Raw genomic sequence first — 20753 nt, forward strand, 5'->3', positions numbered from 1 at the left:
GAATGTGGGTCACCGACTGACGTAGGGGTCGTGAACCCCGAGATCGAACAGGGTGGACTTATATGGAACAGGCACTCGCGGCCGCCGATACCGCCTGGGTTTTGGCGGCGTTCACAGCAGTCGTACTGATGGTTCCGGGCCTGGCGCTGTTCTACAGCGGCATGCTCGGAGTCAAGAGCGCGCTCAACATGATCATGATGGTGTTCGGTGGATTCGCCGTCACGGCCGTCCTGTGGGTGCTGTTCGGTCCGGCCGCCGTGCTCGGTGACAGCGTCGGGGGCCTCGGCCTCATCGGCGATCCCTTCACCGACATCGGTCTGGGCTCGCTGCTCGAGGAGGACCCGGACGGAGGGATGCCCGCCGCACTGACCGCGGCCTTCCACCTCCTCTTCGCAGGCATCACGGTGGCGATCATCGCCGGTGGTGTCGCGGACCGGATGAAGTTCTCGGCGTGGCTGGTGTTCTCGGGCATCTGGGTCGTCCTCGTCTACTTCCCGGTCGCGCACTGGGTCTTCGCCTTCGACGACGAGGAAGCGGGCACGAAGGGCGGATGGATCGCCAACACGCTCGCCGCCCACGACTTCGCCGGCGGCACCGCCGTGCACATGAACTCGGGTGTCGCGGCGCTGGCACTCGCCATCGCACTCGGTCGCCGCCGTGGATTCCCGCACGTGGCACGTCCCCACAACCTGCCCCTCGTCGTGCTCGGTGGCGGAATCCTGCTGTTCGGCTGGTTCGGCTTCAACGGCGGTTCGGCGGGCGGCGCCAACCACACGGCCGGTGTCGTCGTCCTCAACACGCTCGTCGCCGCGATGGCCGGCCTGCTCGGCTGGCTGATCGTCGAACGCATCAAGGAGAAGCACGCGACGACGCTCGGTGCCATCTCGGGCGTGATCGCCGCACTCGTGGGCATCACGCCCGCAGCGAGCCTCGTGTCCCCGCTCGGTGCCCTGCTGATCGGCGTGGTCTCCGGTGCCGTCGGCTGCTTCGCCGTGGGCTGGAAGTTCCGCATGGGCTACGACGACTCACTCGACGTCGTTGCCATCCACCTCATGGGCGGCGTCGTAGGCACCACCCTCATCGCCTTCGTCGCGACGGCCGCCGCGCCGGCCGGTGTCGACGGTCTGTTCTTCGGCGGCGGGATCGACTTCCTCGGACGCCAGATCGTCGCGATGGCCGCGGTGTTCGCCTACTCGTTCGCGGTGACCTTCCTGATCGCGAAGGCGCTCGACAAGATCATGGGCATCCGGGTCGACACCGAGACGGAGATGCGGGGCATCGACGTCCCGGTCCATGGGGAGACGGCCTACGTGATGGACTCGTTCTCACCCACCGGTCCGTCGACGCTGCGTCCCGAGGCGTTCGCCGAGGATCGCGACGTGATCGTGCCCAAGTCCTGACCGGCGAGCTTCACCGATCGAACGGCAGGAGCCCTCACCGCACCGGGCGGTGAGGGCTCCGTCGTGTTCACGGTTGCCGGTCGTTCACGGCTGGTGATTGTCGGGATACGCCGTGACGGCGAGGAATCGGATGGGCAGCTTCAGCAGCTCGTTCGGTCCGTGCAACCCTTCGCCGTCGAGGAGCAGGGCGTCGCCCGGTTGCAGGTGGTACTCGGAATCGCCGTGGCCGTAGAGCATCTCGCCCTCGAGCATGTACAGCAATTCCGTGCCGGGATGCTGGAAGAGCGGGAAGACGTCGCTCGCATCGGTGAGGGTCACCAGCACCGGTTCGAGTCTCTTGTGCTGTCCCCGCAGCGCGCCGAGCAGTTCGTAGTGATGGCCCACCCGCGTACCGCGACCGACGATCTCGGCGCCGTGCCCGTTCTTGGTGAACACCGCGTCGCGGTGCGCGTCCGCGCCCCGGAAGAGCGAGGTGACGGGGACGTCGAGGCCGACGGCGAGCCGGGCGAGCGTCGACAGACTGCACGAGGTCTGGGCGTTCTCGATCTTCGAGAGCATCGCCTTGGAGATCCCCACCTTCGCGGCCATGTCGCCGACGGACAGGCCGCTGGCCAGCCGCAACGACCGCACCTGGTGGGCGATCGCGCGCTCGAGATCCACACCCGTCGGGGTGCCGCGCGGAACTTCGCGTCCGGAATCGTCGTACAGGACGGGACGATCTGGGCTGGCCATCTCGTCAGCGTAGCGTGTGTCCACCGGTGGTGAACGCCGCAATGCAGACATGGCGGTGCCCTCCACAGATCCGGACGACAGGGATCCGGCCGGGTCCGTGGAGGGCACGAGTGCTGAGTAGGTGGGGATCAGCGCATCTCGCCGGCGCCTTCGTAGGGGTTGAGACTCAGGAGCAGATCACCCTCCTCGAAGCGGGAGAAACGGAAGTCGTCCGGGTTCACGTTCGGAAGGTCGGTCTTCCCGTCGATCAGCAGGTCGGCGACCAGCTTGCCCACCGCGGGGGAGATCTTGAATCCGTGCCCGGAGAATCCCGTCGCCAGGAACAGACCCTCGACAGGTGCCGGACCGATGACGGGGTTGTAGTCCTCGGTGACGTCGTAGGCACCGACGTACGAACTGGTGATCCGCGGGTCCGGCATGTCGGGAAGGCGGTTGCCGAGCTTCATGATGTTCTTCTCGATCGTCGAGTCGTCGGCGCGGTTCACGTACTTGTCGGGATCGATGTACTGCGGCGTTTGATGATCGGAATTGCCCACCAGGAGTTCACCGTTCGGCTCACGGCAGATGTACTGCAGACCCGCCAGATCGGACAGCACGGGCACCTCCGGGGTCGGGACACCCTGGTCGACGAGAACCAACTGCGCGCGCTGCGCCCGGACGTCGATGTCGACGCCGACACCGGCGACGAGTGCCGGCGTCCACGGTCCCGCCGCGACGACGACCTGCTCGGCGTGCACCTCGGACCCGTCGGCGAGAGTGACGCCGTAGACCCGGCCCGCGGCGTTCTGCAGCAACGACACCACCGGGGTGCTCTGTCGGATCTTCACGCCCATCCGACGTGCCGTTGCACCGAACGCCATTCCCGCCATGTAGGCCTCGCCGCGACCGCCGAGCGGTTCGTAGGCGAACAGGGCGAAATCGTCGAGGTTCAGGCCCGGCCACAGTTCGGCCATCTTGTCGTGGGAGATGAGTTCGGTGGCGATGCCCAGGCCCTGCATCATCTCGATGTTCGCCTCGAGCGGCTTGACGTTGTTCTCCGCGACACCGACGACGTAACCGCACCGGCGGAACGCCATGTCGTCGCCGAAGATTTCGGTCGCCCTGGTGAAAATATCGACGCCGTACCAGGACATCGCGGCCAGCGAAGGGGTGCCGTAGTGGCACCGCACGACGCCGCTCGATTTACCGGTCATGCCCGAGCAGAGGGTATCGCGCTCGAGGACGAGGACGTCGGTTTCGCCGCGGTCGGCGAGGGAGTAGGCGATGGCCAGGCCTTCGAGGCCGCCGCCGACGATCAGAAACTTGGTCGTGTCCGTCACCTGAGGATCCTTTGTTCGGTCGGCCTCCGAATCAGGAGGTCGGTGGGGGAGTCGATGTCAGAGGGAGGAAGTGGGTTCGATGCGGACCAGTAGTCCGGTGGCCGACGAGCCTCGTAGGGTGACGGCCTCGCCGCGGATCAGGACGCAGTCCCCGGGCGCAGCTCGTTCGGTACCGGCCTGCACCGAGCCCGATCGCACGTAGAGGGCCGTGACACCATCTGCGGCGGTGTCGCACACCGTGTCGAGCGCGAAGTACCCGACGGCCGCAGTGGCGCCCCCGCGCTCGGTCATGACATTGAATGCACGGGTGGCGCCTCGGGGGACGCAGTGGGGCGCGTCCTCACCGGCGAACGAGTGTGGACGCCACGGATCCAGCGAACGGGGTCCGTGGCCCGAGTCGAGGTCGGCGCCGTGCTCACCGATGACGGTGAAGATCCGTTCCGTGCCGGGAAAGGCCGAGAACTCGCTGGGCTCGGAGCCCAGCTCGGCCACGCTGATCCGCCACAGCGGACGGCCGGAGGAGCCGTCGGGTCCGGTCGCGACCTCCTCCGTGATCCCGGCGCCGTTGCGCCAGGGCACCCGCCGCCGCTCGCCGGACCGGATCACCTGCGCGGCCACCTAACTGCCCGTCGTCCAGTCCGCCATGATGTCGGCCAGCGCCTGCGCTCCGATGTTGCAATCGTCGGCCTCGGCGAACTCGTGCGGTGAATGCGAGACACCGGTGGGGTTGCGCACGAACAACATTGCGGTGGGAACCTTCTCCGAGAGGATGCCCGCGTCGTGTCCCGCCTGGGTGGGCAGTACCGGGATGTCCCCGAGATGCGACAGCGCGCGGCGCAACCGTTCGCGCGGTCCGGCCGGGAACTCGACGATCGGGGTGATCGATTCGGCGAAGACATCGAGTCCGATCTCGTCCGGCAGGCAGTGCTTGCGGGCCTCGGCCTCGATCTCGGCGACCAGCGTCGTCAGGGTCTCCTCGTCCGCGGCGCGAGCGTCGAGCCAGGCCTTGATCTCGGAGGGGATCGCGTTGGCCCCGTTGGGCAGCACCTCGAGTTTGCCGAAGGTGGCGACCGCACCGGCCGCCGCGGCACACGAGCGGGCGCTGTGCACCGACGAGGCGTAGGCGAGCATCGGGTCGCGGCGGTCCACCAGGCGCGTGGCTCCGGCGTGGTTGGCCTCACCGGTGAAGGTGAACTGCCATCGGCCGTGCGGCCAGATCGACGACGCGACCGCGACCGGTGCATCGACGAGGTCGAGGGCCCGGCCCTGTTCGACGTGAAGTTCGACGTACACCCCGACCCGGTCGACGAGGGTGGGGTCGGTGCCGATGTGTTGGGGCACGCGACCGGCGCGGGTCATGGCATCGGCCAACGTTATTCCGTCACGATCACGCAGGCCGAGCGCACGCTGCGGAGCGAGCGCCCCGGTGGTGAGCTGACTGCCCACGCAAGCCACACCGAAGCGGGCACCCTCCTCGTCGGAGAACGCGGTGATCGCGATCGGCACGGTCGGGACGATGCCGCGCTCCCGGACCAGATCGACCGCGGCGAACGCCGAGACCACGCCGAGTGGTCCGTCGAACGCGCCGCCGTCGGGCACCGAGTCCAGGTGCGAACCGGTGACGAAGGCGTCGGTGGGATCGCCTTCCCAGCCGACGGGGAGCCACCACGCCCACAGGTTCCCGTTCCGGTCCTCTTCGACGTCCATGCCGCGCTCGGCGGCGCAGCCGCGGAACCACTCGCGGAGAGTGAGATCGGCGTCGCTCCAAGCGAATCGGCGGTAGCCCCCGGTCATCGGATGCTTACCGACATCCAGGATCGATGCCCAGAGCGTGTCGAAGGCGGTCATATCTTGTGTCCTCTCGGGAAGTGCGGTGGCAGGCCTGTCGCCACGGTCAGAAGGCGCTGCGGCCGGGGATCCAGTCGGTGCCGGCCAGGGGCACCCGAGCCATCGCGGCGGCCTCCATCGTGACCGCGACGAGGTCCTGCGGTTCGAGATTGCGCAGGTGCGACTTGCCGCACGCCCGGGCGATGGTCTGGGCCTCCATGGTGAGCACCCGCAGGTAGTTCGCGAGGCGGCGGCCACCCTCTACCGGATCGAAGCGGGCCTGCAGGTCGGGATCCTGCGTGGTGATGCCGGCGGGGTCCTTGCCGTCCTGGAAGTCGTCGTAGAAACCGGCTGCGGAGCCCAGCTTCTCGTATTCGGCCTGGTACTTCGGATCGTTGTCGCCGAGGGCGATCAGCGCGGCCGTGCCGATGGCGACGGCGTCCGCGCCGAGGGCCATCGCCTTGGCGACGTCGGCGCCCGAGCGGATACCGCCCGAGACGATCAGCTGCACGCCGCCCGGGGTGCGGTGCACACCCATCTCCTGCAAGGCCTGCACCGCCTGGGGGAGCGCGGCCAGGGTCGGGATGCCGACGTGCTCGATGAAGACGTCCTGGGTGGCAGCGGTGCCACCCTGCATCCCGTCGACCACCACGACGTCGGCGCCGGACTTCACGGCGAGCTTGACGTCGTAGTAGGTGCGGGTCGCGCCGACCTTGACGTAGATCGGCTTCTCCCAGCCGGTGATCTCGCGCAGTTCGAGGATTTTGATGGCGAGGTCGTCGGGGCCGGTCCAGTCGGGGTGCCGGCACGCGCTGCGCTGGTCGATGCCCACCGGCAGGGTACGCATCCCCGCGACCCGCTCGGTGATCTTCTGCCCGAGGAGCATGCCGCCGCCACCGGGCTTGGCGCCCTGGCCGAGCACGACCTCGATGGCGTCGGCCTTGCGGAGGTCGTCGGGGTTCATGCCGTATCGCGACGGAAGGTACTGGTAGACGAGGTGCTTGGACTGGCCACGTTCTTCCGGGGTCATGCCGCCGTCGCCGGTGGTGGTGGACGTGCCGACCTCGCTGGCGCCACGCCCGAGGGCCTCCTTCGCGCGACCGGACAGCGCACCGAAGCTCATTCCGGCGATCGTGACCGGGATGTCGAGGTGCAGCGGGTACTTCGCGTTGCGGTCGCCGAGGACGACGTCGGTCTCACACTTCTCGCGGTAGCCCTCGAGTGGGTAACGCGACATGGACGCGCCGAGGAAGAGCAGGTCGTCGAAGTGGGGAACCTTGCGCTTGGCACCCCAGCCGCGGATGTCGTAGATGCCGGTCGCGGCGGCGCGCTGGATCTCGTGGATGACGTTGCGGTCGAAGGTGGCCGACTCACGCAGTCCGGGCTGGAAGGTCATGGAAGTCTCCTCGGGGGTCGAGCGGGCGGAAGAACGTCGGGGGCTCTCAGTAGGCCGAAGCGTTGTCGACGTGGAAGTGGTAGAGCTGCCGGGCCGAGCCGTAGCGGGTGAACTCGGCCGGGTCGGCGTCGAAACCGGCCGTGTCGAGCAGTTCCTGCAGCTCGGCGATGTGCTCGGGGAGCATCTCCTTCTTGACGCAGTCCGCACCGAGCGAGGCGACGCTGCCCCGCACGTAGATCCGCACCTCGTACAGTGAATCGCCCAGGGCCTCACCGGCATCGCCGAGGACGACGAGTCGGCCGGCCTGTCCCATGAAGGCGCTCATGTGACCGATGTCACCGCCGACGACGATGTCGACGCCCTTCATCGAGATGCCGCAGCGTGCGGCGGCGTTGCCTTCGATGACCAGCAGCCCGCCGTGGGCGGTCGCACCGGCGGACTGCGAGGCGTCGCCGGTGACGCGCACACTGCCCGACATCATGTTCTCCGCGACCCCGACGCCGGCGTTGCCATCGATGGTCACGTGGGCGTGCTGGTTCATCCCGGCTGCGTAGTAGCCGACGTGGCCGTCGATGCGGACGTCGATCGGCCGGTTCAGGCCGCAGGCGAGTGCGTGGGCGCCTTGCGGGTTCACCACCTCGATCGAGGCCGGGGCCTCCATCGCGTGCAGTGCCGCATTGAGTTCGCGGGTAGTGGTCGTCGCCAGGTCGTAGGTGGCGGTCGGGAGCAGGGTGTCGGTGGTCATGATTGCCTCCGGGGATGAGATCGGGACGGCGGAGTCGGGATTCGCGCGGCCGGTCAGCGTCGCCACACGTAGACCCGGTCCGGTTCGGGTTCGAAGATGCGGGCGTCGGCGATGCCGGGAAGTCCTGCCAGGGCGCGGAATTCCGAGGCCATCGCGACGTAGGCGTCGCACTCGGCGACGATCGCGGGCTTGCAGGCGATCGGATCGCGGACCACGGCGAAGGAATCGGAGGTGGACACCAGCAGGGTGTAGAAGCCGTCGAAGCGTTCACCGAGCAGACGCAGTGCCTTCTCGAGATCGGCGCCCTCGGCGAGGTGTTTGGCGACGAAGCGTGCGCCGACCTCGGTGTCGTTCTCGCTGTCGAACACCACGCCCTCGTCCTCGAGTTCGCGCTTGATCGACAGGTGGTTGGAGAACGAGCCGTTGTGCACGAGGCACTGGTCGGGGCCGACGGCGAAGGGGTGCGATCCTGCTGCGGTGACGGCGGATTCGGTGGCCATGCGGGTGTGGCCGACACCCTGCCGGCCGGAGGCGGCGGGCAGGCCGAAGGTCTCGGCGAGATCGCGGGGATCGCCGGTGCCCTTGAGGACGGTCACGTCGTCGCCGAAACCGATGACGGTCGCGGTGGGGGCCAGCGTGCGGACGGTGTCGGCGAGCAGGGTCGCGGGGACGGGGGCGTGCAGCACGGTGGTGGGGGCGAGATCGAGCGCCCCGACGGTCACACCCAGTGCATCGCCGACGGCGGTGGCGAGGTCCGAGGGTGCGTCGAGCACCGAGACCGACGACTCCCCGGCGGGGGAGAAGACCGGGTTGCCGTAGACGGCGACGCCCGCCGAATCCGGTCCGCGGTCCACCATCTGCCCGAGCATCCCGGTCAGCAGGCTGCCCAACCGGGGCTCGAGCGAGGCGTCTCGCAGATGAAGTCCGACGATTCCGCACATGGTCGTCTCTCCTGTTCGATGGGTTTGGAAGAAGTCGGTGGTCAGAAAGCGGTCAGATAGCTGTCGATCTCCCACGGGGTCACGGTGTTGTGCCAGTGGAAGAACTCCTCGCGCTTGAGGGAGGCGAAGTAGTCGGCAACGCCCGCACCGGCTGCGTCGAGTGCGCCGGAGACCACCGGATCGGCCTCGAGGGCGTCCATGGCGTGCAGCAGCGTCATCGGCAGCGTGGCGGTGCCGCCGGTGCCCGGCTCGCCGGGATCGAGATCGCGTTCGATGCCGTCGAGGCCGGCGGCGACGGTCGCGGCGGTGGCGAGATAGGGGTTGGCCGAGCCGTCCCCGCCGCGCAGTTCGGCGCGGTTGGCGTCGGGGACGCGCAGGTAGTGGGTGCGGTCGTTGCCGCCGTAGGTCGCGTAACGCGGCGACCAGGTGGCGCCGGAGGCGGTGCTGGTGGCGCCGGTGCGCTTGTAGGAGTTGACCGTCGGTGCGATGACACCCTGCAGGGCGCAGGCGTGCTCGAGGATGCCGGCGACGAACGAGTAGGCGGTCTTGGACAGTCCGAGTCCGCGGGAATCGTTCGCGTCGGGGAAGACGGGGGTGTCGCCCTGCCACAGCGACAGGTGCATGTGCATCCCGGAGCCGGTGCGATCGGCGAACGGCTTGGGCATGAAGGTCGCGGTCATGCCGCGCTGCTCGGCGAGCACGGAGATGAGGTAACGCAGGGTGATGACGCGGTCGGCGGTGGTCAGGGCGTCGGCGTACTGGAAGTTCTGCTCGAACTGCCCGTTGCCGTCCTCGTGGTCGTTGGCGTAGTTGCCCCATCCGAGGGTGTTCATCGCCGAGGAGATCGACGTCAGGTGCTCGTACATGCGGGTGACGTCGCGGGCGTCGTAACAGGGCTGGCGGGAGGTGTCGAGGGCGTCGGCGGTGCGCAGGGTTCCGTTCTCGTCGCGCTGGACGAGGAAGTACTCGATCTCGGTGCCCACCTTGACGCTCAGGCCCTTGGCGGCGGCCTGCGCGAGCGCGGTCTTGAGGATCACCCGCGGGGCGTACGGCCAGGGCTTGCCCTCGACGTAGGGGTCGCAGTGGACCAGCGCCAGGCCCTCGCGGACGAAGGGGATGGGGGTGAAGGACGAGACGTCGGGGATGGCGACCAGGTCGGGGTCCTTGGGGACCTGGCCCATCGAGCCCGCGGCGTAGCCGGCGAAACCGACACCGTCGGTGGCGAGCTCGTCGACGGATTCGACGGGAACCAGCTTGGCGCAGGGCTTTCCGGACAGGGTGGTGAAGACGGCGAGGATGAAGCGGGTGCCGGTCGCGTGTGCGAGCTCGGCCAGACCGGCGGTGCCGGAGGTCTCGGGGGACCGGCCGTTCGTGGACGGGAGGCGCAGCACGGATGTGTCGGTGGCTTCCAGCGTCATGGGGGCTCCTCGGTTCGACGAAGTTTCACTGTAGGAATCGCTGTCGAATAGAAGGAAACACGGTATCCATGACGGGCGTGTTACGCAACCGTGAGATCGCGGTGACGCTTGGCGTGGAAACCGCCTGTATGCGAACGACAAACAGCGGCGGGACGGTCGAAGGACCGTCCCGCCGCTGCGATGTTCGTGTGAGCGAGGGTTCTATCGGAGACCGAACGAGTTCCCGATGATGTCCCGCTGGATCTCGTTGGTTCCGCCGTAGATCGTCGCGCCGAGGGCCGCGCGCACGTGCTGCACCATGTCGAACTCGGTGGAGTAGCCGTAGCCGCCCATCATCTGCATGCACTCGAGGGCCGTGTTCTTGGCGACCTCCGTCGCCTCGAGTTGGGCCATCGACGACGCCCGCGCCAGACCCTAGGGGTCGTCGAAGGCACGTTCGGCGACGCCGAGCATCTGGGCGGCGAGGATCTCCGTCACGATGCGGGCGTCGTCCACCGTCCAGGCCGGCGGGCCGGCAGTGACGAAATCAGTCATCGCGCGGAAACCCCGTTCGTCCGCGCACGATCCGGTGGTCGGCTTGAACCCGACGAGTCCGCTGAAGGCCGACGGGATGCGGATGGACCCGCCGCCCTCCGAGCCGAGCGCGATCGTCGCGAGACCGGCGCCGACGGAAGCCGCGGCGCCACCGCTCGAACCGCCCGGCGTACGGGACGGATCCCACGGGTTCCCGGTCTCCCGGCCGAGCAGGTTGTCGCTGGTCGCGCACTGGCAGAACTCGGGTATGTGGGTCTTGCCGGGCATCACCGAGTCCGCGGCGCGCAGCCGGGCGACGGCACCGGAGTCGGACCGGGCGATCCGCCCGCGCTGGGTCGGCCTACGTCTGGTACGCGCAGGACGCCCTGCAGGAGACGCCCATACCGCTCGAACGGGCCGCAGAGATCGTCACGCGTATCTGGCATCGCGCCCTCTTCGATCCCGGCCGCTGACGGATGTTCCGTCCGGCTCCGGGGAACCTCCTCGAGGGTCCGGATTCCCTTGCCCTCGAGAGGAATCGGTTACGCGCGTTAACAGAACTGCAACCATCGCTGCGTTTCTTCCCATTATCGTCTGTTTCACGTCAGCGATCGACGTTCTCGTTGCACACCGCGCGTTCGCGCATTCCTTCCCTTTGAGGAGTTGCCATGTCCGAGACCACCACCGTGCCCGCATTCCGAGTGACCTCCGGTTTCTGGAAGAACCTCCCGCAGATGTCGGTCGACGAGTTCCCGGGAACGAAGGGCTACATCGACGACGTCCACCCGAATCCCGAAGGCTGCCCCATGGCCTCCGGCTACTTCCGTCTCGAACCCACCGAGGCGCCCCTCGACTACACCTACGAATACGACGAGATGAAGGTCGTCCTCGACGGCGAGTTCCGCCTCGAGAACCTCGACACCGGCCAGGTCGAGATCGCCCGTGCGTACGACGCGATCTTCTTCCCCGAGGGATCCCGCATCCGCTTCACCACCCCCGAAGGCGCGCTCGCCTTCTACGTCGGCCTCCGCTCCTTCGCGCCCTAGGACATGCCGTGAACGTCTGTATGGACACCACCAGTGTGCCGAGGTGGGACGAGGAACGGAGCATCGCCGGCGGGGGACGGACCTTCACGATCCTGTCCTTCGGCGACGAGGCCGCCGAGCAGGCGCGGAATCTCTTGCTGTCCTTCGACGGTCGGCGGGTGGACTGGATGCGTCTGCCCGCCGAGTGGGGCGACACGGCTGCCCGCGTCCTCCGACGGCAGCTCGACGCCTCCCGGATCGGCTGCCGACTCGTCCTCGTCGGATCCGAGGCCGCCGTCCTCGCCGCAAGGGCCGTGGCGGTGGCCGGCGGGCTCGTCGACGAGGAGATCATGCCCGTCCCGATCGACACCGCCGACCGCGCGGTCTACTGCGCACACTGTCACACCACCCATCTCGCCGACGTCGAGGTCGGCCGGTGCACCACCTGCCCGAACTGCCGCGCGGAACTCGTGGTCTACCACCATGTCTCGCGTCACCACGCGGCCTACCTCGGTTACATGATCGACGCGGAGGAACGCTGATGACCCTGATGTCCGACAGCCCCGCAACGAACGTGCCGTCCGACGCCGGCCTGGTGCTGGCGGTCGACGAGGTCACCGCACTGACCCCGACCGTGCGGCACATGCGGCTGGTCGCGTCCGACGGCGCACTCCTGCCCTCCTTCACCCCGGGCAGTCACATCGTCGTGACCTGCGGAACCGGGCCGGAGGGGCAATCCCGCCGGAACTCCTACTCCCTCACCGGACCCGGTTTCGAGCCCGACCACTACGGCATCTCCGTACGGCTCGAGGAGGACGGCCGCGGTGGCTCCCGCTGGATCCACTCCCTGCGAGCGGGGGACAGGGTGCAGGTGAGCACCCCGCGCAGCGCCTTCGCCCCGGTCCTCACCGCGCGGCACCACCTGCTCGTCGCCGGCGGAATCGGCGTCACCCCGATCCTGTCCCACGTCCGCGCCGCCGTGCAGTGGGGCCGCTCGTTCGAGGTGCACTACGTCCACCGGGAGGGCGACGCCGCCCACCTCGACGACCTGGAGCAGCTGTGCGGCGACCGCCTCCACCTCCACACCGGCCGCGACGGCTTCTGGGAGCACATGGGACCCGCGCTGCTGGACCAGCCGATCGGCACCCACCTCTACGCGTGCGGCCCGGCTGCGCTCATCGACGAACTCACCGACCGTGCCGGTCGCGCCGGCTGGCCCGGCGCCCGCGTGCACTACGAGCACTTCGGGGTCGGCGACCTCGACCCCGGCGAACCGTTCACCGCACACCTCACCCGCAGCGGCGTCGACGTGGACGTCGCCTCGGGTGTCAGCCTCCTCGAAGCGCTCGGATCCCGCGGCATCGCGGTCCCCAGCCTCTGCCGTCAGGGCGTGTGCGGGGAGTGCCGGCTGCCCGTGGTGAGCGGCGACATCGAACACCGCGACCTGTATCTCGGCGCCGCCGAGAAGGAGGCCGGAGACTGCCTCATGCCGTGCGTCTCCCGCGCGAACGGACCCCGATTGGAGCTGGATCTGTGAGTACCACGATCGACCTCGAGGCCCTCGGCGACAGCGCGGCGATCCCCGACCGCATCGCCCGCTTCCCGTTCCCCTTCCCCCGCGACACCTACCGCTACAGCACCAACGTCGAACCCGCCGGCAGTGTCGTGGAGACACCCGTCGGGGGATGGGGGACCCACCCCGTCGACGTCGACGGCCGGTACCGGGAGGATCTCGCCGAACGCACCCGCATCCTCGCCGAGGACCCCACCCGGTTCCAGGCTCTGCCGCACATGGAGATCGCCCAGTGGGACGCGATGCTCACCCTCATGCGGATGCTCACCGCCGCCCACCCCGAGACGTTCTCGCTCGACGGGGACGGTGCGGCCCGGCGATTCACCAACCGGGCACTCGGCGTCGAACAGTCCTTCGTGTTCGGTGATCCGTCCACCCTGCCCGAACCACCCCTGCTGTTCGTCGGCAGGCACCTCCAGGAGGACGTCGTGCTGCTCGACCAGCGTGAGGGTGCCCTCTGGGGCGACGCCGGACTGGTGACCTTCGCCGCCGACTGGTCGCTGCGCTTCGACGTCGGCATGAGCTTCCTGCAGATCCACGGGCCCGTCCCGCGCGTGCACACCGAAGGGGTCATCCCGCGCGCCCAGCAGTTCCTCATGGGCCTGCAGCCCGGCCGGCAGTACCGCCGCACCAACTGGTCGCTCAGCGTCGACCGCCTCCTCGACCAGTCCACCGAGACCTATCCCGTGTGGGGACGCGACCGGCGGCTGCTCGCCGAGGGGCCGCTCGAGGACGTGGGGCGCCGGCTGAACCTGCGCGTCGAGGTCCAGCACCTCGTGCGCCTCGGTGTCTCCGGCGCGATCATGTTCCTCATCCGCACCTACCTGCTGCCCTTCGAGGACATCGCCCGCGTACCGGAATGGGCCGAGCGGTTGTGCCGTGTCCTCGAGGAGCTGCCCGAGGATATGGCCGACTACAAGGGCATCACCCGCACCCGCGAACCGGGGGTGCGCTGGCTCCGCACCTACGGGGGTGTGCGGTCGTGAAGGCCTCCGGATTCGTCCACGGCGACCCACCCGCACTCGACCGTGCCGGTCGCGCCTTCCTCGTCCTCGCCGCGAGCGACTGCGAACTCGCGCGAAAGGCGGTGCGGCACTGGATGGCCGACGCCTCCGAACTTGGACGCGACGCCGCCGCCCTCTACGACCCGACACCCGGTCGCGCCGCCGAAGCGGTCGCCGCGCTGCGGGCGGGATCACGCATCCTCGTCGCCGGTCCGGCCGCCGAGGCCATGGCCTACACCGCCGCCGCCCGGCAGGCCGGCGCCCTGCCCTGCGAACTCATCACCTACGTCACGTCGACGGTGACGCTGACGGTTTTCTGCCCCCACTGCGAGACGACACAGCGGGCCGACGCGCGACCCGGCGACAGGATCTCGTGCGCCGGGTGCGGGATCTCCCTCGAGATCCGCCCGCACCTGTCGAGTCACCACGGCACCTATCTCGGAGCCGTCGCCTGACAGAACCGACCGGAAGGACCGAATGTGACCGTTACCAGCGACCTGTCCTATCTCCCGTGGCCTTTTCTCGAAGGTGAGAACAGATTCCGCTACGGGGTCAACGTCGAACCCGCCCGCCGCCGCGTCGACACGTTCGCCGGCGGCTGGGGCGAACACATCGTCGACCTCGGACCCGACTACGTCGAGATGATGGCCCTGCGACAGGGGATCCTCGAGCGGGACCCGCACCGGGTCCGCTACCTCCCGCACATGACCCCGGCCTCGTGGGACCTGCTGATGTTCTACTTCCGCGAGATGGCCGCGTCGTATCCCGACCTCATGACCCTCGACCGCCTCGGATCCGGATACCGTTGGCGCAACCAACCTCTCGGAATCGACTGCACCTTCGTCCCGGGTGATCCGGAGACGCTGCCCGAACACCCGCTGGTGTTCGTCGCCTGCCAGATCCCCGACGACGTCCTGCTCGTCACCGAACGCGACGGCCACCTCTACTTCGACGCCGCCGTGGTGACCTCCTCCGCCGACTGGTCGGTGAAATTCGACATCGGCATGAGCATGCACGAGATCCACCGTCCCGTACCCGGTCTCACGCGCGACGGGGTCACCGACCGGGCCGAGCAGTTCCTGCGCCGGCTCACCGCCGACCAGCCCTACCGACGGGTGAACTGGACCTTCTCGGCCGTCGGCTCGCGGCGCCGCGACACGAGCCTCGAGACGATGCCCGAGTGGATGGACGACATCCCCCGCCTGATGGCCGAGAAGGACTGGGGGAGGATCCAGCTGCGCATCGAACTCGAGCACCTCATCCGGCTGCCGACGACCGGTGCGATCGTGTTCAACATCCGCACCTACATGGCACCCCTCGCCGAGATCGCCGCCTACCCGCAGTGGGCGTACCAGCTCGCCGACATCGTCGAGGAGCTGCCGCGCGAGATCGCGCAGTACAAGGGCATCGACGAGTACCGGATGGAGGCGATGGCCTGGCTGCGCGAACGAGCAGCCTGAGGCCGCGGGGCCCCTTCACCGCGCGCCCGAGGTCGGTGGCCGGTCCTACGATGACGGCCATGGCCGCACCCAGGATCGACGTGGACGAACGCCGGGCACGACTGGCCGTCCGGCACCGGTTGCATCCCGCCCACCGCGCCCCCGACGCCGTCGACGCGGCGACGTCCCTGGTGTGCCTGCACGGCACCGACCCGGCGACCGTCTACCTGTCGGCGTGGGCACGTGTGGACGGGTTCACCGTGGCCGACCTCGACAGGGCGCTCTACGACGACCGCACCATGGTCAAACACATGGCCATGCGGCGCACCGTCTTCGTCGTCCCGCTCGACACCCTCCCGGTGGTGCAGGCCGGGGCGAGCGCCCGGGTTGCCGCCGCACAACGGCGCACGGTCGTCAAGGACGTCGTGAAGGCCGGATTGCACGACGACGGCGAGAGCTGGCTCGACGAGGTGAGCCGCCACATCCTCGCCGCCCTGGCCGACGGGCGGGAGGCGACATCGAGCGAGCTCAAGGCCGAGATCCCGCTCCTCGACGGCGCGCTGGAGTTCGGTGCCGGCAAATCCTGGGGTGGGCCGGTCACCTTCGCGCCTCGCGTGCTCACGGTGCTCTCCGCCGAGGGGAAAGTGGTCCGGGCGTCGAACAAGGGGTCGTGGCGGGTTTCGCGCCCCACCTGGACGACCACCGAGTCGTGGCTGGGCTCGGCCGTCGACCCCGTCGACGAGGCGACGGGTGTGCGCGAACTCGTGCGGATGTGGCTGCGCGCATTCGGTCCCGGCACCGAGGGGGATCTGAAATGGTGGCTCGGCTCCACCCTCACTGCCGTCCGCGCGGCCCTCGCCGAACTCGACGTGGTGGAGGTCGATCTCGACGGCCGTCCCGGCTACCTCCTGGCCGACGACGTGGACGAGCCCGCTCCCGTCGAACCGTGGGGTGCACTGCTGCCCGGTCTGGACCCCACGGTCATGGGGTGGACCGAACGCGAGTGGTATCTCGGGCCGTACAAGGAGGCGCTGTTCGACTCCAACGGCAACGCCGGTCCCACCGCCTGGTGGGACGGACGGATCGTCGGCACGTGGTGGCAGACCGACACGGGAGCGGTGAGCCTGCATCTGCTCGAGGACATCGGCGCCGAAGGCACCGCGGTGCTACGCGAGGAAGCCGCCCGCCTCGACGACTGGCTGGGTGGGGTGCGGGTGATGCCGCGGTTCTCCACGCCCCTCGCGAAGGAACTGGCGACGGAAGGCAGGTCGTCGGGCACGTCTTCGTCGTAGGCTGCCGACATGGCCGTCGAACCGAGAACCGCCACGCGCCGCGACATTCCGGTCTTCGCTCGGGTGATCGCCGCGGCGTTCTTCGACGATCCGGTCTTCGCGTGGATGTTCCCGGACGAGGAGCACCGTATCCGCCGCATGACCCGTTTCTTCGCCGCCGACGCCCGCCACCACATGGTGCCGTTGGGAGCCACCGACATCGCCGAGTCCGGTGGGACCGTCGGAGGCGCGGCGATGTGGGCGCCGCCCGGACGATGGCGCACCGATGCGTGGACCTCGCTCCGCCTCCTGCCCGGCTTCTACGCCGCGCTCGGCCGCTACATGAAGCGGGGAGGGCAGGTCAACGTCACCCTCGACGCGGCGCATCCGGACGAACCGCACTGGTACCTGTCGACGATCGGCACCTCACCTGATGCGCGGGGGACCGGCCTCGGCAAAGCCCTGATGAAGGCCGGCCTCGACCGCGCCGACGCCGAACACGCCCCCGCCTACCTCGAGTCGAGCAAGGAATCGAACGTTCCCTACTACGAGCGGTTCGGGTTCGAGGTCACCCGCGCCATCGTCGTCCCCGGTGGTGGGCCGACCCTGTGGGGGATGTGGCGGCAGCCGCGCTGACGGGATGCTTCCCGCCTTCGGATCAGGCGCCCTGCCAGACGGTGTCGAACGGGGTGTTGGCGGACACGCGGCCCTTGATCCCGGTCGTGACGAAATCCTTCGCGCGGGCCGCGGCGTCGGCGACCGACGCGCCCTTCGCGAGTTCGGCGGTGATCGCGGCGGCGAGGGTGCAGCCGGCGCCGGAGACACGCTCGTTGCCGACCTTCGGTGCCGTCAGGAGGGTGACCTCGGAGCCGTCGAACAGCACGTCCACGGCGTCCTCGCCGTCGAGTTCGACGCCGCCCTTCGCGACGACGTACTTCGGGCCGAGGTCGTGGATGCGACGCGCCGCCTCGATGAGCTGGTCGACCGAGGTGATCTCGTCCATCCCGGACAGCGTCCGTGCCTCGAACAGGTTCGGGGTGACGACCGTGGCGTGGGGGAGCACCTGCGCGCGCAGGGCGTTGTCGGTGTCGAGGGCCGCGCCGGCCTCCTGGCCCTTGCAGATCAGGACCGGGTCGAGCACGACGTGCCGCCAGTCCTGCTTCTCGAGTCCCTCGGCGACGACGTCGATCGTCGCGGGCGTGCCCAGCATGCCGATCTTCACCACGTCGAGATTGTGGGCGGCGGTGGCGGCCTCGATCTGCTCGGCGATCACGTCGGCCGGGACGGGGAAGAAGCGGTGGCCCCAGTTGTTCTTCGGGTCGAACGAGACGATGCACGTCGTGGTGCCCACCCCGTACACACCGAGCTGCTGGAACGTCTTGAGGTCGACCTGCAGACCGGCGCCACCGGTCGCTTCCGAGCCGGCGATGACGTATGCGAGGTCGACCATGTGAGTGCTCCGTTCGGACTGGGTGACGGCGTTGCCACGGGATGTACCCGCCGAACGACCAGGTTACAGACGAACTCGGTGCCACCTTGCGGACCGCCCACCGCCGCTCCCGATATCGTCCAGGCATGACGGCCTTCCACGAGCTCGACGACTACCTGGCGCTTCCTCGCGTCACCTCCCTCACGATGTCCCCGGACGGGAATCGCCTGGTGATCACGCAGTCGACGCTCGACGACAAGGCCACCTCGTACACCGAGGCTTTGTGGGAGGTAGATCCCGAAGGCAACGCCCCGGCGCGACGCCTCACCCACGGCACCACGGGTGAATCGAACCCGACCTTCACCGCGTCCGGCGATCTGCTGTTCACCGCCGCCCGGGGCAAGGACGATCCGCCGGTGTCGCTGTGGCGACTGCCCGCAGCGGGCGGCGAGGCCGAGCAGGTCGGATCCCGCAAGGGTGGATTCGCATCGGTGCACGCGGCATCCGGGGCCGACCGGATCGTCCTCGTCGCGTCCGTCCTCGGCCACAGCGAGTCCGACGACGAACGGATCCGGGACGCCCGTAAGGACAAGGTCGTCACCGCGGTGCTGCACACGGGCTATCCGGTGCGCTACTGGGACCACGATCTCGGACCCGACCAGCCGCACCTGCTCGTCCCGGACACGTGCGGCCACGGGTTCACCGACCTCACGCCCGGGATCCGAGGGTCGCTGCGTGATGGCTCCGTCGACATCGCTGCCGACGGTTCGTTCGCCGCCGCGACCTGGGTGGTCCCCGGTCCGCTCGCCTCGCGCCGGGTCACGCTCGTGCGGGTCGATCTCGGCACCGGCCTGCGCACCCCGCTCGTCGACGACGAGACCGGCGACGCGACGCACCCGTCGATCTCGCGCGACGGGACGAAGCTCGCCTACCTGCACGAATCGATGGGCGACGCGGAGAACCCGCCGCAGATCACCGTCCGCGTCCTGGACATCGCGAGCGGAACCACGACCATCGAGGCCCCTGAATGGGACAGACGTCCCACTTCCGTCACCTGGCTGCCCGACGGTTCCGGTCTCGTGCTCACCGCCGACGATCACGGCCGTGCGCCGGTCTTCGTGCAGAGACTCGGGTCCGCTCAGCCCGACCGCCTGACCGCGGACGACGCCGCCTACACGGACGTCTGTCTCGCACCCGACGGCAGCAGGGCGTACGCGCTGCGCGCCTCCTACGAAGCGCCGCCGCACCCCGTGCGCATCGACCTCACCGGACCGGACGCCGGCACCGTCACGCCGCTACGTGCTCCCGCTGCGCTCCCGGAACTGCCGGGACGTCTCGAGGAACTGACCACCGAGGCCGCCGACGGCACGCCGCTGCGGGCGTGGTTCGCGCTTCCGCACACGGCGTCCGCCGACGACCCCGCGCCGATGCTTCTGTGGGTGCACGGCGGTCCGCTGAGCAGCTGGAACACCTGGTCGTGGCGCTGGAACCCGTGGCTCCTCGTCGCCCGCGGCTATGCGGTGCTGCTGCCCGATCCCGCACTGTCCACCGGCTACGGCGACGACTTCGTGCGGCGTGGCTGGGGTCGGTGGGGGAGCGAACCGTACACCGATCTGATGGCCGTCACGGATGCCGCGGTCGCGCGTGAGGATATCGACGAGGAGCGGACCGCGGTGATGGGCGGATCGTTCGGTGGATATCTCGCCAATTGGATCGCCGGGCACACCGACCGGTTCCGCGCGGTCGTCACCCACGCGGGTCTGTGGGCGCTGGACCAGTTCACCCCGACCACCGACGTTGCCTGGTACTGGCAGCGGGAGATGACCCCGGAGATGGCGGTCGAGAACTCACCGCACCTGTTCGTCGCCGACATCGTCACGCCCATGCTCGTGATCCACGGCGACAAGGACTATCGCGTCCCGATTGGCGAAGCCCTGCGCCTGTGGTACGAGCTGCTCAACGAATCGGGTCGACCCGCCGAGGACGACGGCACCACCGTCCACCGCTTCCTGTACTTCCCGTCCGAGAACCACTGGGTGCTGAAGCCTCAGCACTCGAAGATCTGGTACCGGACCGTCGAGGCGTTCCTGTCCGAGCACGTGCTCGGTCGCCCGCTCGACCTGCCGGACGAGCTGAGCTGACCGAGGACGTCCGCTCGGGGTCTACTGCCTCGCTATTCGGGCGGGCGCGGCTGGTCGCCCGGCGAGACCGGCGGACGCGTGGGCTCGTCGGTGGCCGGTGTCGACTCGCTCGTCGCGGAACCGGAACCGGCCGAGTGCTGACCCGATCCGCCGCGATGGGTGACCTTCTCGGCGAGACCACCGACCGTCTCCTGGAGGTGCGGTGCCTTCTCCTTCACGACGCCGGCCGCTTCCGTCACCTTGTCCTGTACCGCAGGAATGACCTTTTCCTGCACTGCCGGGTTGTGCCACAGCTCGTTCGAACGCCCCCGCATCTTGTCGTAGGTCTCGCGTCCCGCCCGGGTCCCCGCGACGAATCCCGCGGCCGCACCTGCAGCGAAAATCAATGCCCGCATCATGACGGTGTCCTCCGTCCTGTCCGTTCGGCGTCCGCGCATTCGGCCGCCCGGCACTGCGATACCCGGTCGGGGAGCGGGCCACACTCTTCTGTCGCGACCCCTGTCCGGCTCTGTCGCGACCCTTGTCCATCTCTGTCGTGGCCCGTGTCCAGGAGGTTCGCCGCGACGCTTACGATTGACGG

Annotated in this window: 21 protein-coding genes and 1 pseudogene; 10 read left to right on the plus strand and 12 right to left on the minus strand. The window is 69.0% G+C overall.

Annotated features, from left to right (window positions below; genetic code table 11):
- Window positions 1-62 precede the first annotated feature (62 nt).
- The gene (locus BO226_RS05335; protein ID WP_019289054.1) at window positions 63-1400 is read left to right on the plus strand and encodes an ammonium transporter; all 1338 of its coding nucleotides are present in this window, start codon (window positions 63-65) and stop codon (window positions 1398-1400) included.
- Between the two features lie 84 nt (window positions 1401-1484).
- Here BO226_RS05335 and BO226_RS05340 read toward each other — a convergent pair whose 3' ends face one another.
- The 10 genes and pseudogenes from BO226_RS05340 to BO226_RS27935 form a co-directional block, all read right to left on the minus strand.
- Window positions 1485-2132 (minus strand): helix-turn-helix domain-containing protein, encoded by a 648-nt coding sequence (locus BO226_RS05340; RefSeq protein ID WP_024100581.1) that lies wholly within the window; start codon window positions 2130-2132, stop codon window positions 1485-1487.
- A 128-nt stretch (window positions 2133-2260) separates the two neighbouring features.
- A complete protein-coding gene (locus tag BO226_RS05345; protein WP_006551155.1) occupies window positions 2261-3451 on the minus strand; it encodes an NAD(P)/FAD-dependent oxidoreductase in 1191 nt (396 codons plus the stop codon).
- 57 nt (window positions 3452-3508) lie between these two features.
- Complete coding sequence (locus BO226_RS05350) at window positions 3509-4069, minus strand: HutD family protein (protein WP_071934764.1); 561 nt, start codon at window positions 4067-4069, stop codon at window positions 3509-3511.
- Window positions 4070-5299, minus strand: coding sequence for an allantoate amidohydrolase (locus BO226_RS05355; RefSeq protein ID WP_071934765.1), 1230 nt, complete (start codon window positions 5297-5299; stop codon window positions 4070-4072).
- A 46-nt stretch (window positions 5300-5345) separates the two neighbouring features.
- A complete protein-coding gene (locus BO226_RS05360; protein ID WP_006551158.1) occupies window positions 5346-6674 on the minus strand; it encodes an FMN-binding glutamate synthase family protein in 1329 nt (442 codons plus the stop codon).
- Window positions 6675-6720: 46 nt separating this feature from the next.
- Entirely contained in the window at window positions 6721-7419 is a 699-nt protein-coding gene (locus BO226_RS05365; protein ID WP_050993466.1) for a protein glxC, read from the minus strand.
- A gap of 53 nt (window positions 7420-7472) precedes the next feature.
- Window positions 7473-8360: a glutamine amidotransferase gene (locus BO226_RS05370; protein ID WP_006551160.1), complete on the minus strand. Its 888-nt coding sequence runs from the start codon at window positions 8358-8360 to the stop codon at window positions 7473-7475.
- A 41-nt stretch (window positions 8361-8401) separates the two neighbouring features.
- Window positions 8402-9778, minus strand: a complete 1377-nt coding sequence (gene glnT, locus BO226_RS05375; RefSeq protein ID WP_064256414.1) for a type III glutamate--ammonia ligase — start codon at window positions 9776-9778, stop codon at window positions 8402-8404.
- 201 nt (window positions 9779-9979) lie between these two features.
- Window positions 9980-10183, minus strand: a pseudogene (locus BO226_RS05380) (acyl-CoA dehydrogenase family protein); the annotation flags it as partial.
- 9 nt (window positions 10184-10192) lie between these two features.
- Window positions 10193-10582 carry an amidase family protein gene (locus tag BO226_RS27935; RefSeq protein ID WP_071934766.1) on the minus strand — a complete coding sequence of 130 codons (390 nt, stop codon included), beginning with the start codon at window positions 10580-10582 and terminating at the stop codon, window positions 10193-10195.
- A gap of 377 nt (window positions 10583-10959) precedes the next feature.
- Between BO226_RS27935 and BO226_RS05390 the strand changes: the two genes are divergently transcribed.
- From BO226_RS05390 to BO226_RS05425, 8 genes are read left to right on the plus strand one after another with little or no spacing between them, the layout of a single operon-like run.
- The gene (locus BO226_RS05390) at window positions 10960-11337 is read left to right on the plus strand and encodes a cupin domain-containing protein (RefSeq protein ID WP_060651112.1); all 378 of its coding nucleotides are present in this window, start codon (window positions 10960-10962) and stop codon (window positions 11335-11337) included.
- Between the two features lie 20 nt (window positions 11338-11357).
- A complete protein-coding gene (locus BO226_RS05395; RefSeq protein ID WP_071934767.1) occupies window positions 11358-11858 on the plus strand; it encodes a dimethylamine monooxygenase subunit DmmA family protein in 501 nt (166 codons plus the stop codon).
- A complete protein-coding gene (locus BO226_RS05400) occupies window positions 11858-12853 on the plus strand; it encodes a PDR/VanB family oxidoreductase (protein WP_006551169.1) in 996 nt (331 codons plus the stop codon). Before BO226_RS05395 ends, BO226_RS05400 begins: the two co-directional genes overlap by 1 nt.
- A complete protein-coding gene (locus BO226_RS05405) occupies window positions 12850-13875 on the plus strand; it encodes a heme-dependent oxidative N-demethylase family protein (protein WP_083543586.1) in 1026 nt (341 codons plus the stop codon). The genes BO226_RS05400 and BO226_RS05405 overlap by 4 nt, the downstream gene beginning before the upstream one ends.
- Complete coding sequence (locus tag BO226_RS05410; RefSeq protein WP_006551171.1) at window positions 13872-14348, plus strand: dimethylamine monooxygenase subunit DmmA family protein; 477 nt, start codon at window positions 13872-13874, stop codon at window positions 14346-14348. Before BO226_RS05405 ends, BO226_RS05410 begins: the two co-directional genes overlap by 4 nt.
- A gap of 24 nt (window positions 14349-14372) precedes the next feature.
- Window positions 14373-15353 (plus strand): heme-dependent oxidative N-demethylase family protein, encoded by a 981-nt coding sequence (locus tag BO226_RS05415; protein ID WP_019289064.1) that lies wholly within the window; start codon window positions 14373-14375, stop codon window positions 15351-15353.
- A 59-nt stretch (window positions 15354-15412) separates the two neighbouring features.
- A complete protein-coding gene (locus BO226_RS05420) occupies window positions 15413-16624 on the plus strand; it encodes a winged helix DNA-binding domain-containing protein (RefSeq protein WP_071934768.1) in 1212 nt (403 codons plus the stop codon).
- Window positions 16625-16633: 9 nt separating this feature from the next.
- Complete coding sequence (locus BO226_RS05425; protein WP_071934769.1) at window positions 16634-17239, plus strand: GNAT family N-acetyltransferase; 606 nt, start codon at window positions 16634-16636, stop codon at window positions 17237-17239.
- Window positions 17240-17261: 22 nt separating this feature from the next.
- Here BO226_RS05425 and thiD read toward each other — a convergent pair whose 3' ends face one another.
- The gene (gene thiD, locus BO226_RS05430) at window positions 17262-18053 is read right to left on the minus strand and encodes a bifunctional hydroxymethylpyrimidine kinase/phosphomethylpyrimidine kinase (protein ID WP_006551175.1); all 792 of its coding nucleotides are present in this window, start codon (window positions 18051-18053) and stop codon (window positions 17262-17264) included.
- A 125-nt stretch (window positions 18054-18178) separates the two neighbouring features.
- Between thiD and BO226_RS05435 the strand changes: the two genes are divergently transcribed.
- Window positions 18179-20173 (plus strand): S9 family peptidase, encoded by a 1995-nt coding sequence (locus BO226_RS05435; protein ID WP_024100596.1) that lies wholly within the window; start codon window positions 18179-18181, stop codon window positions 20171-20173.
- 32 nt (window positions 20174-20205) lie between these two features.
- Here the strand turns inward: BO226_RS05435 and BO226_RS05440 are convergent, their stop codons facing one another.
- Window positions 20206-20571: a hypothetical protein gene (locus BO226_RS05440; RefSeq protein ID WP_024100597.1), complete on the minus strand. Its 366-nt coding sequence runs from the start codon at window positions 20569-20571 to the stop codon at window positions 20206-20208.
- Between the last annotated feature and the right edge of the window lie 182 nt (window positions 20572-20753).

Source organism: Rhodococcus sp. 2G (assembly GCF_001886355.1).
GTDB lineage: Bacteria > Actinomycetota > Actinomycetes > Mycobacteriales > Mycobacteriaceae > Rhodococcus > Rhodococcus pyridinivorans.

Bases quoted from the DNA above. Each gene is read 5' to 3' on its own strand.
- BO226_RS05365 (WP_050993466.1), bottom strand. From the start codon at position 7,419: ATGACCACCGACACCCTGCTCCCGACCGCCACCTACGACCTGGCGACG.
- glnT (WP_064256414.1), bottom strand. From the start codon at position 9,778: ATGACGCTGGAAGCCACCGACACATCCGTGCTGCGCCTCCCGTCCACG.
- BO226_RS05440 (WP_024100597.1), bottom strand. From the start codon at position 20,571: ATGATGCGGGCATTGATTTTCGCTGCAGGTGCGGCCGCGGGATTCGTC.
- BO226_RS05435 (WP_024100596.1), top strand. From the start codon at position 18,179: ATGACGGCCTTCCACGAGCTCGACGACTACCTGGCGCTTCCTCGCGTC.
- BO226_RS05420 (WP_071934768.1), top strand. From the start codon at position 15,413: ATGGCCGCACCCAGGATCGACGTGGACGAACGCCGGGCACGACTGGCC.
- BO226_RS05335 (WP_019289054.1), top strand. From the start codon at position 63: ATGGAACAGGCACTCGCGGCCGCCGATACCGCCTGGGTTTTGGCGGCG.
- BO226_RS05425 (WP_071934769.1), top strand. From the start codon at position 16,634: ATGGCCGTCGAACCGAGAACCGCCACGCGCCGCGACATTCCGGTCTTC.
- BO226_RS05390 (WP_060651112.1), top strand. From the start codon at position 10,960: ATGTCCGAGACCACCACCGTGCCCGCATTCCGAGTGACCTCCGGTTTC.
- BO226_RS05340 (WP_024100581.1), bottom strand. From the start codon at position 2,132: ATGGCCAGCCCAGATCGTCCCGTCCTGTACGACGATTCCGGACGCGAA.
- thiD (WP_006551175.1), bottom strand. From the start codon at position 18,053: ATGGTCGACCTCGCATACGTCATCGCCGGCTCGGAAGCGACCGGTGGC.
- BO226_RS05360 (WP_006551158.1), bottom strand. From the start codon at position 6,674: ATGACCTTCCAGCCCGGACTGCGTGAGTCGGCCACCTTCGACCGCAAC.
- BO226_RS05400 (WP_006551169.1), top strand. From the start codon at position 11,858: ATGACCCTGATGTCCGACAGCCCCGCAACGAACGTGCCGTCCGACGCC.
- BO226_RS05370 (WP_006551160.1), bottom strand. From the start codon at position 8,360: ATGTGCGGAATCGTCGGACTTCATCTGCGAGACGCCTCGCTCGAGCCC.
- BO226_RS05395 (WP_071934767.1), top strand. From the start codon at position 11,358: ATGGACACCACCAGTGTGCCGAGGTGGGACGAGGAACGGAGCATCGCC.
- BO226_RS05355 (WP_071934765.1), bottom strand. From the start codon at position 5,299: ATGACCGCCTTCGACACGCTCTGGGCATCGATCCTGGATGTCGGTAAG.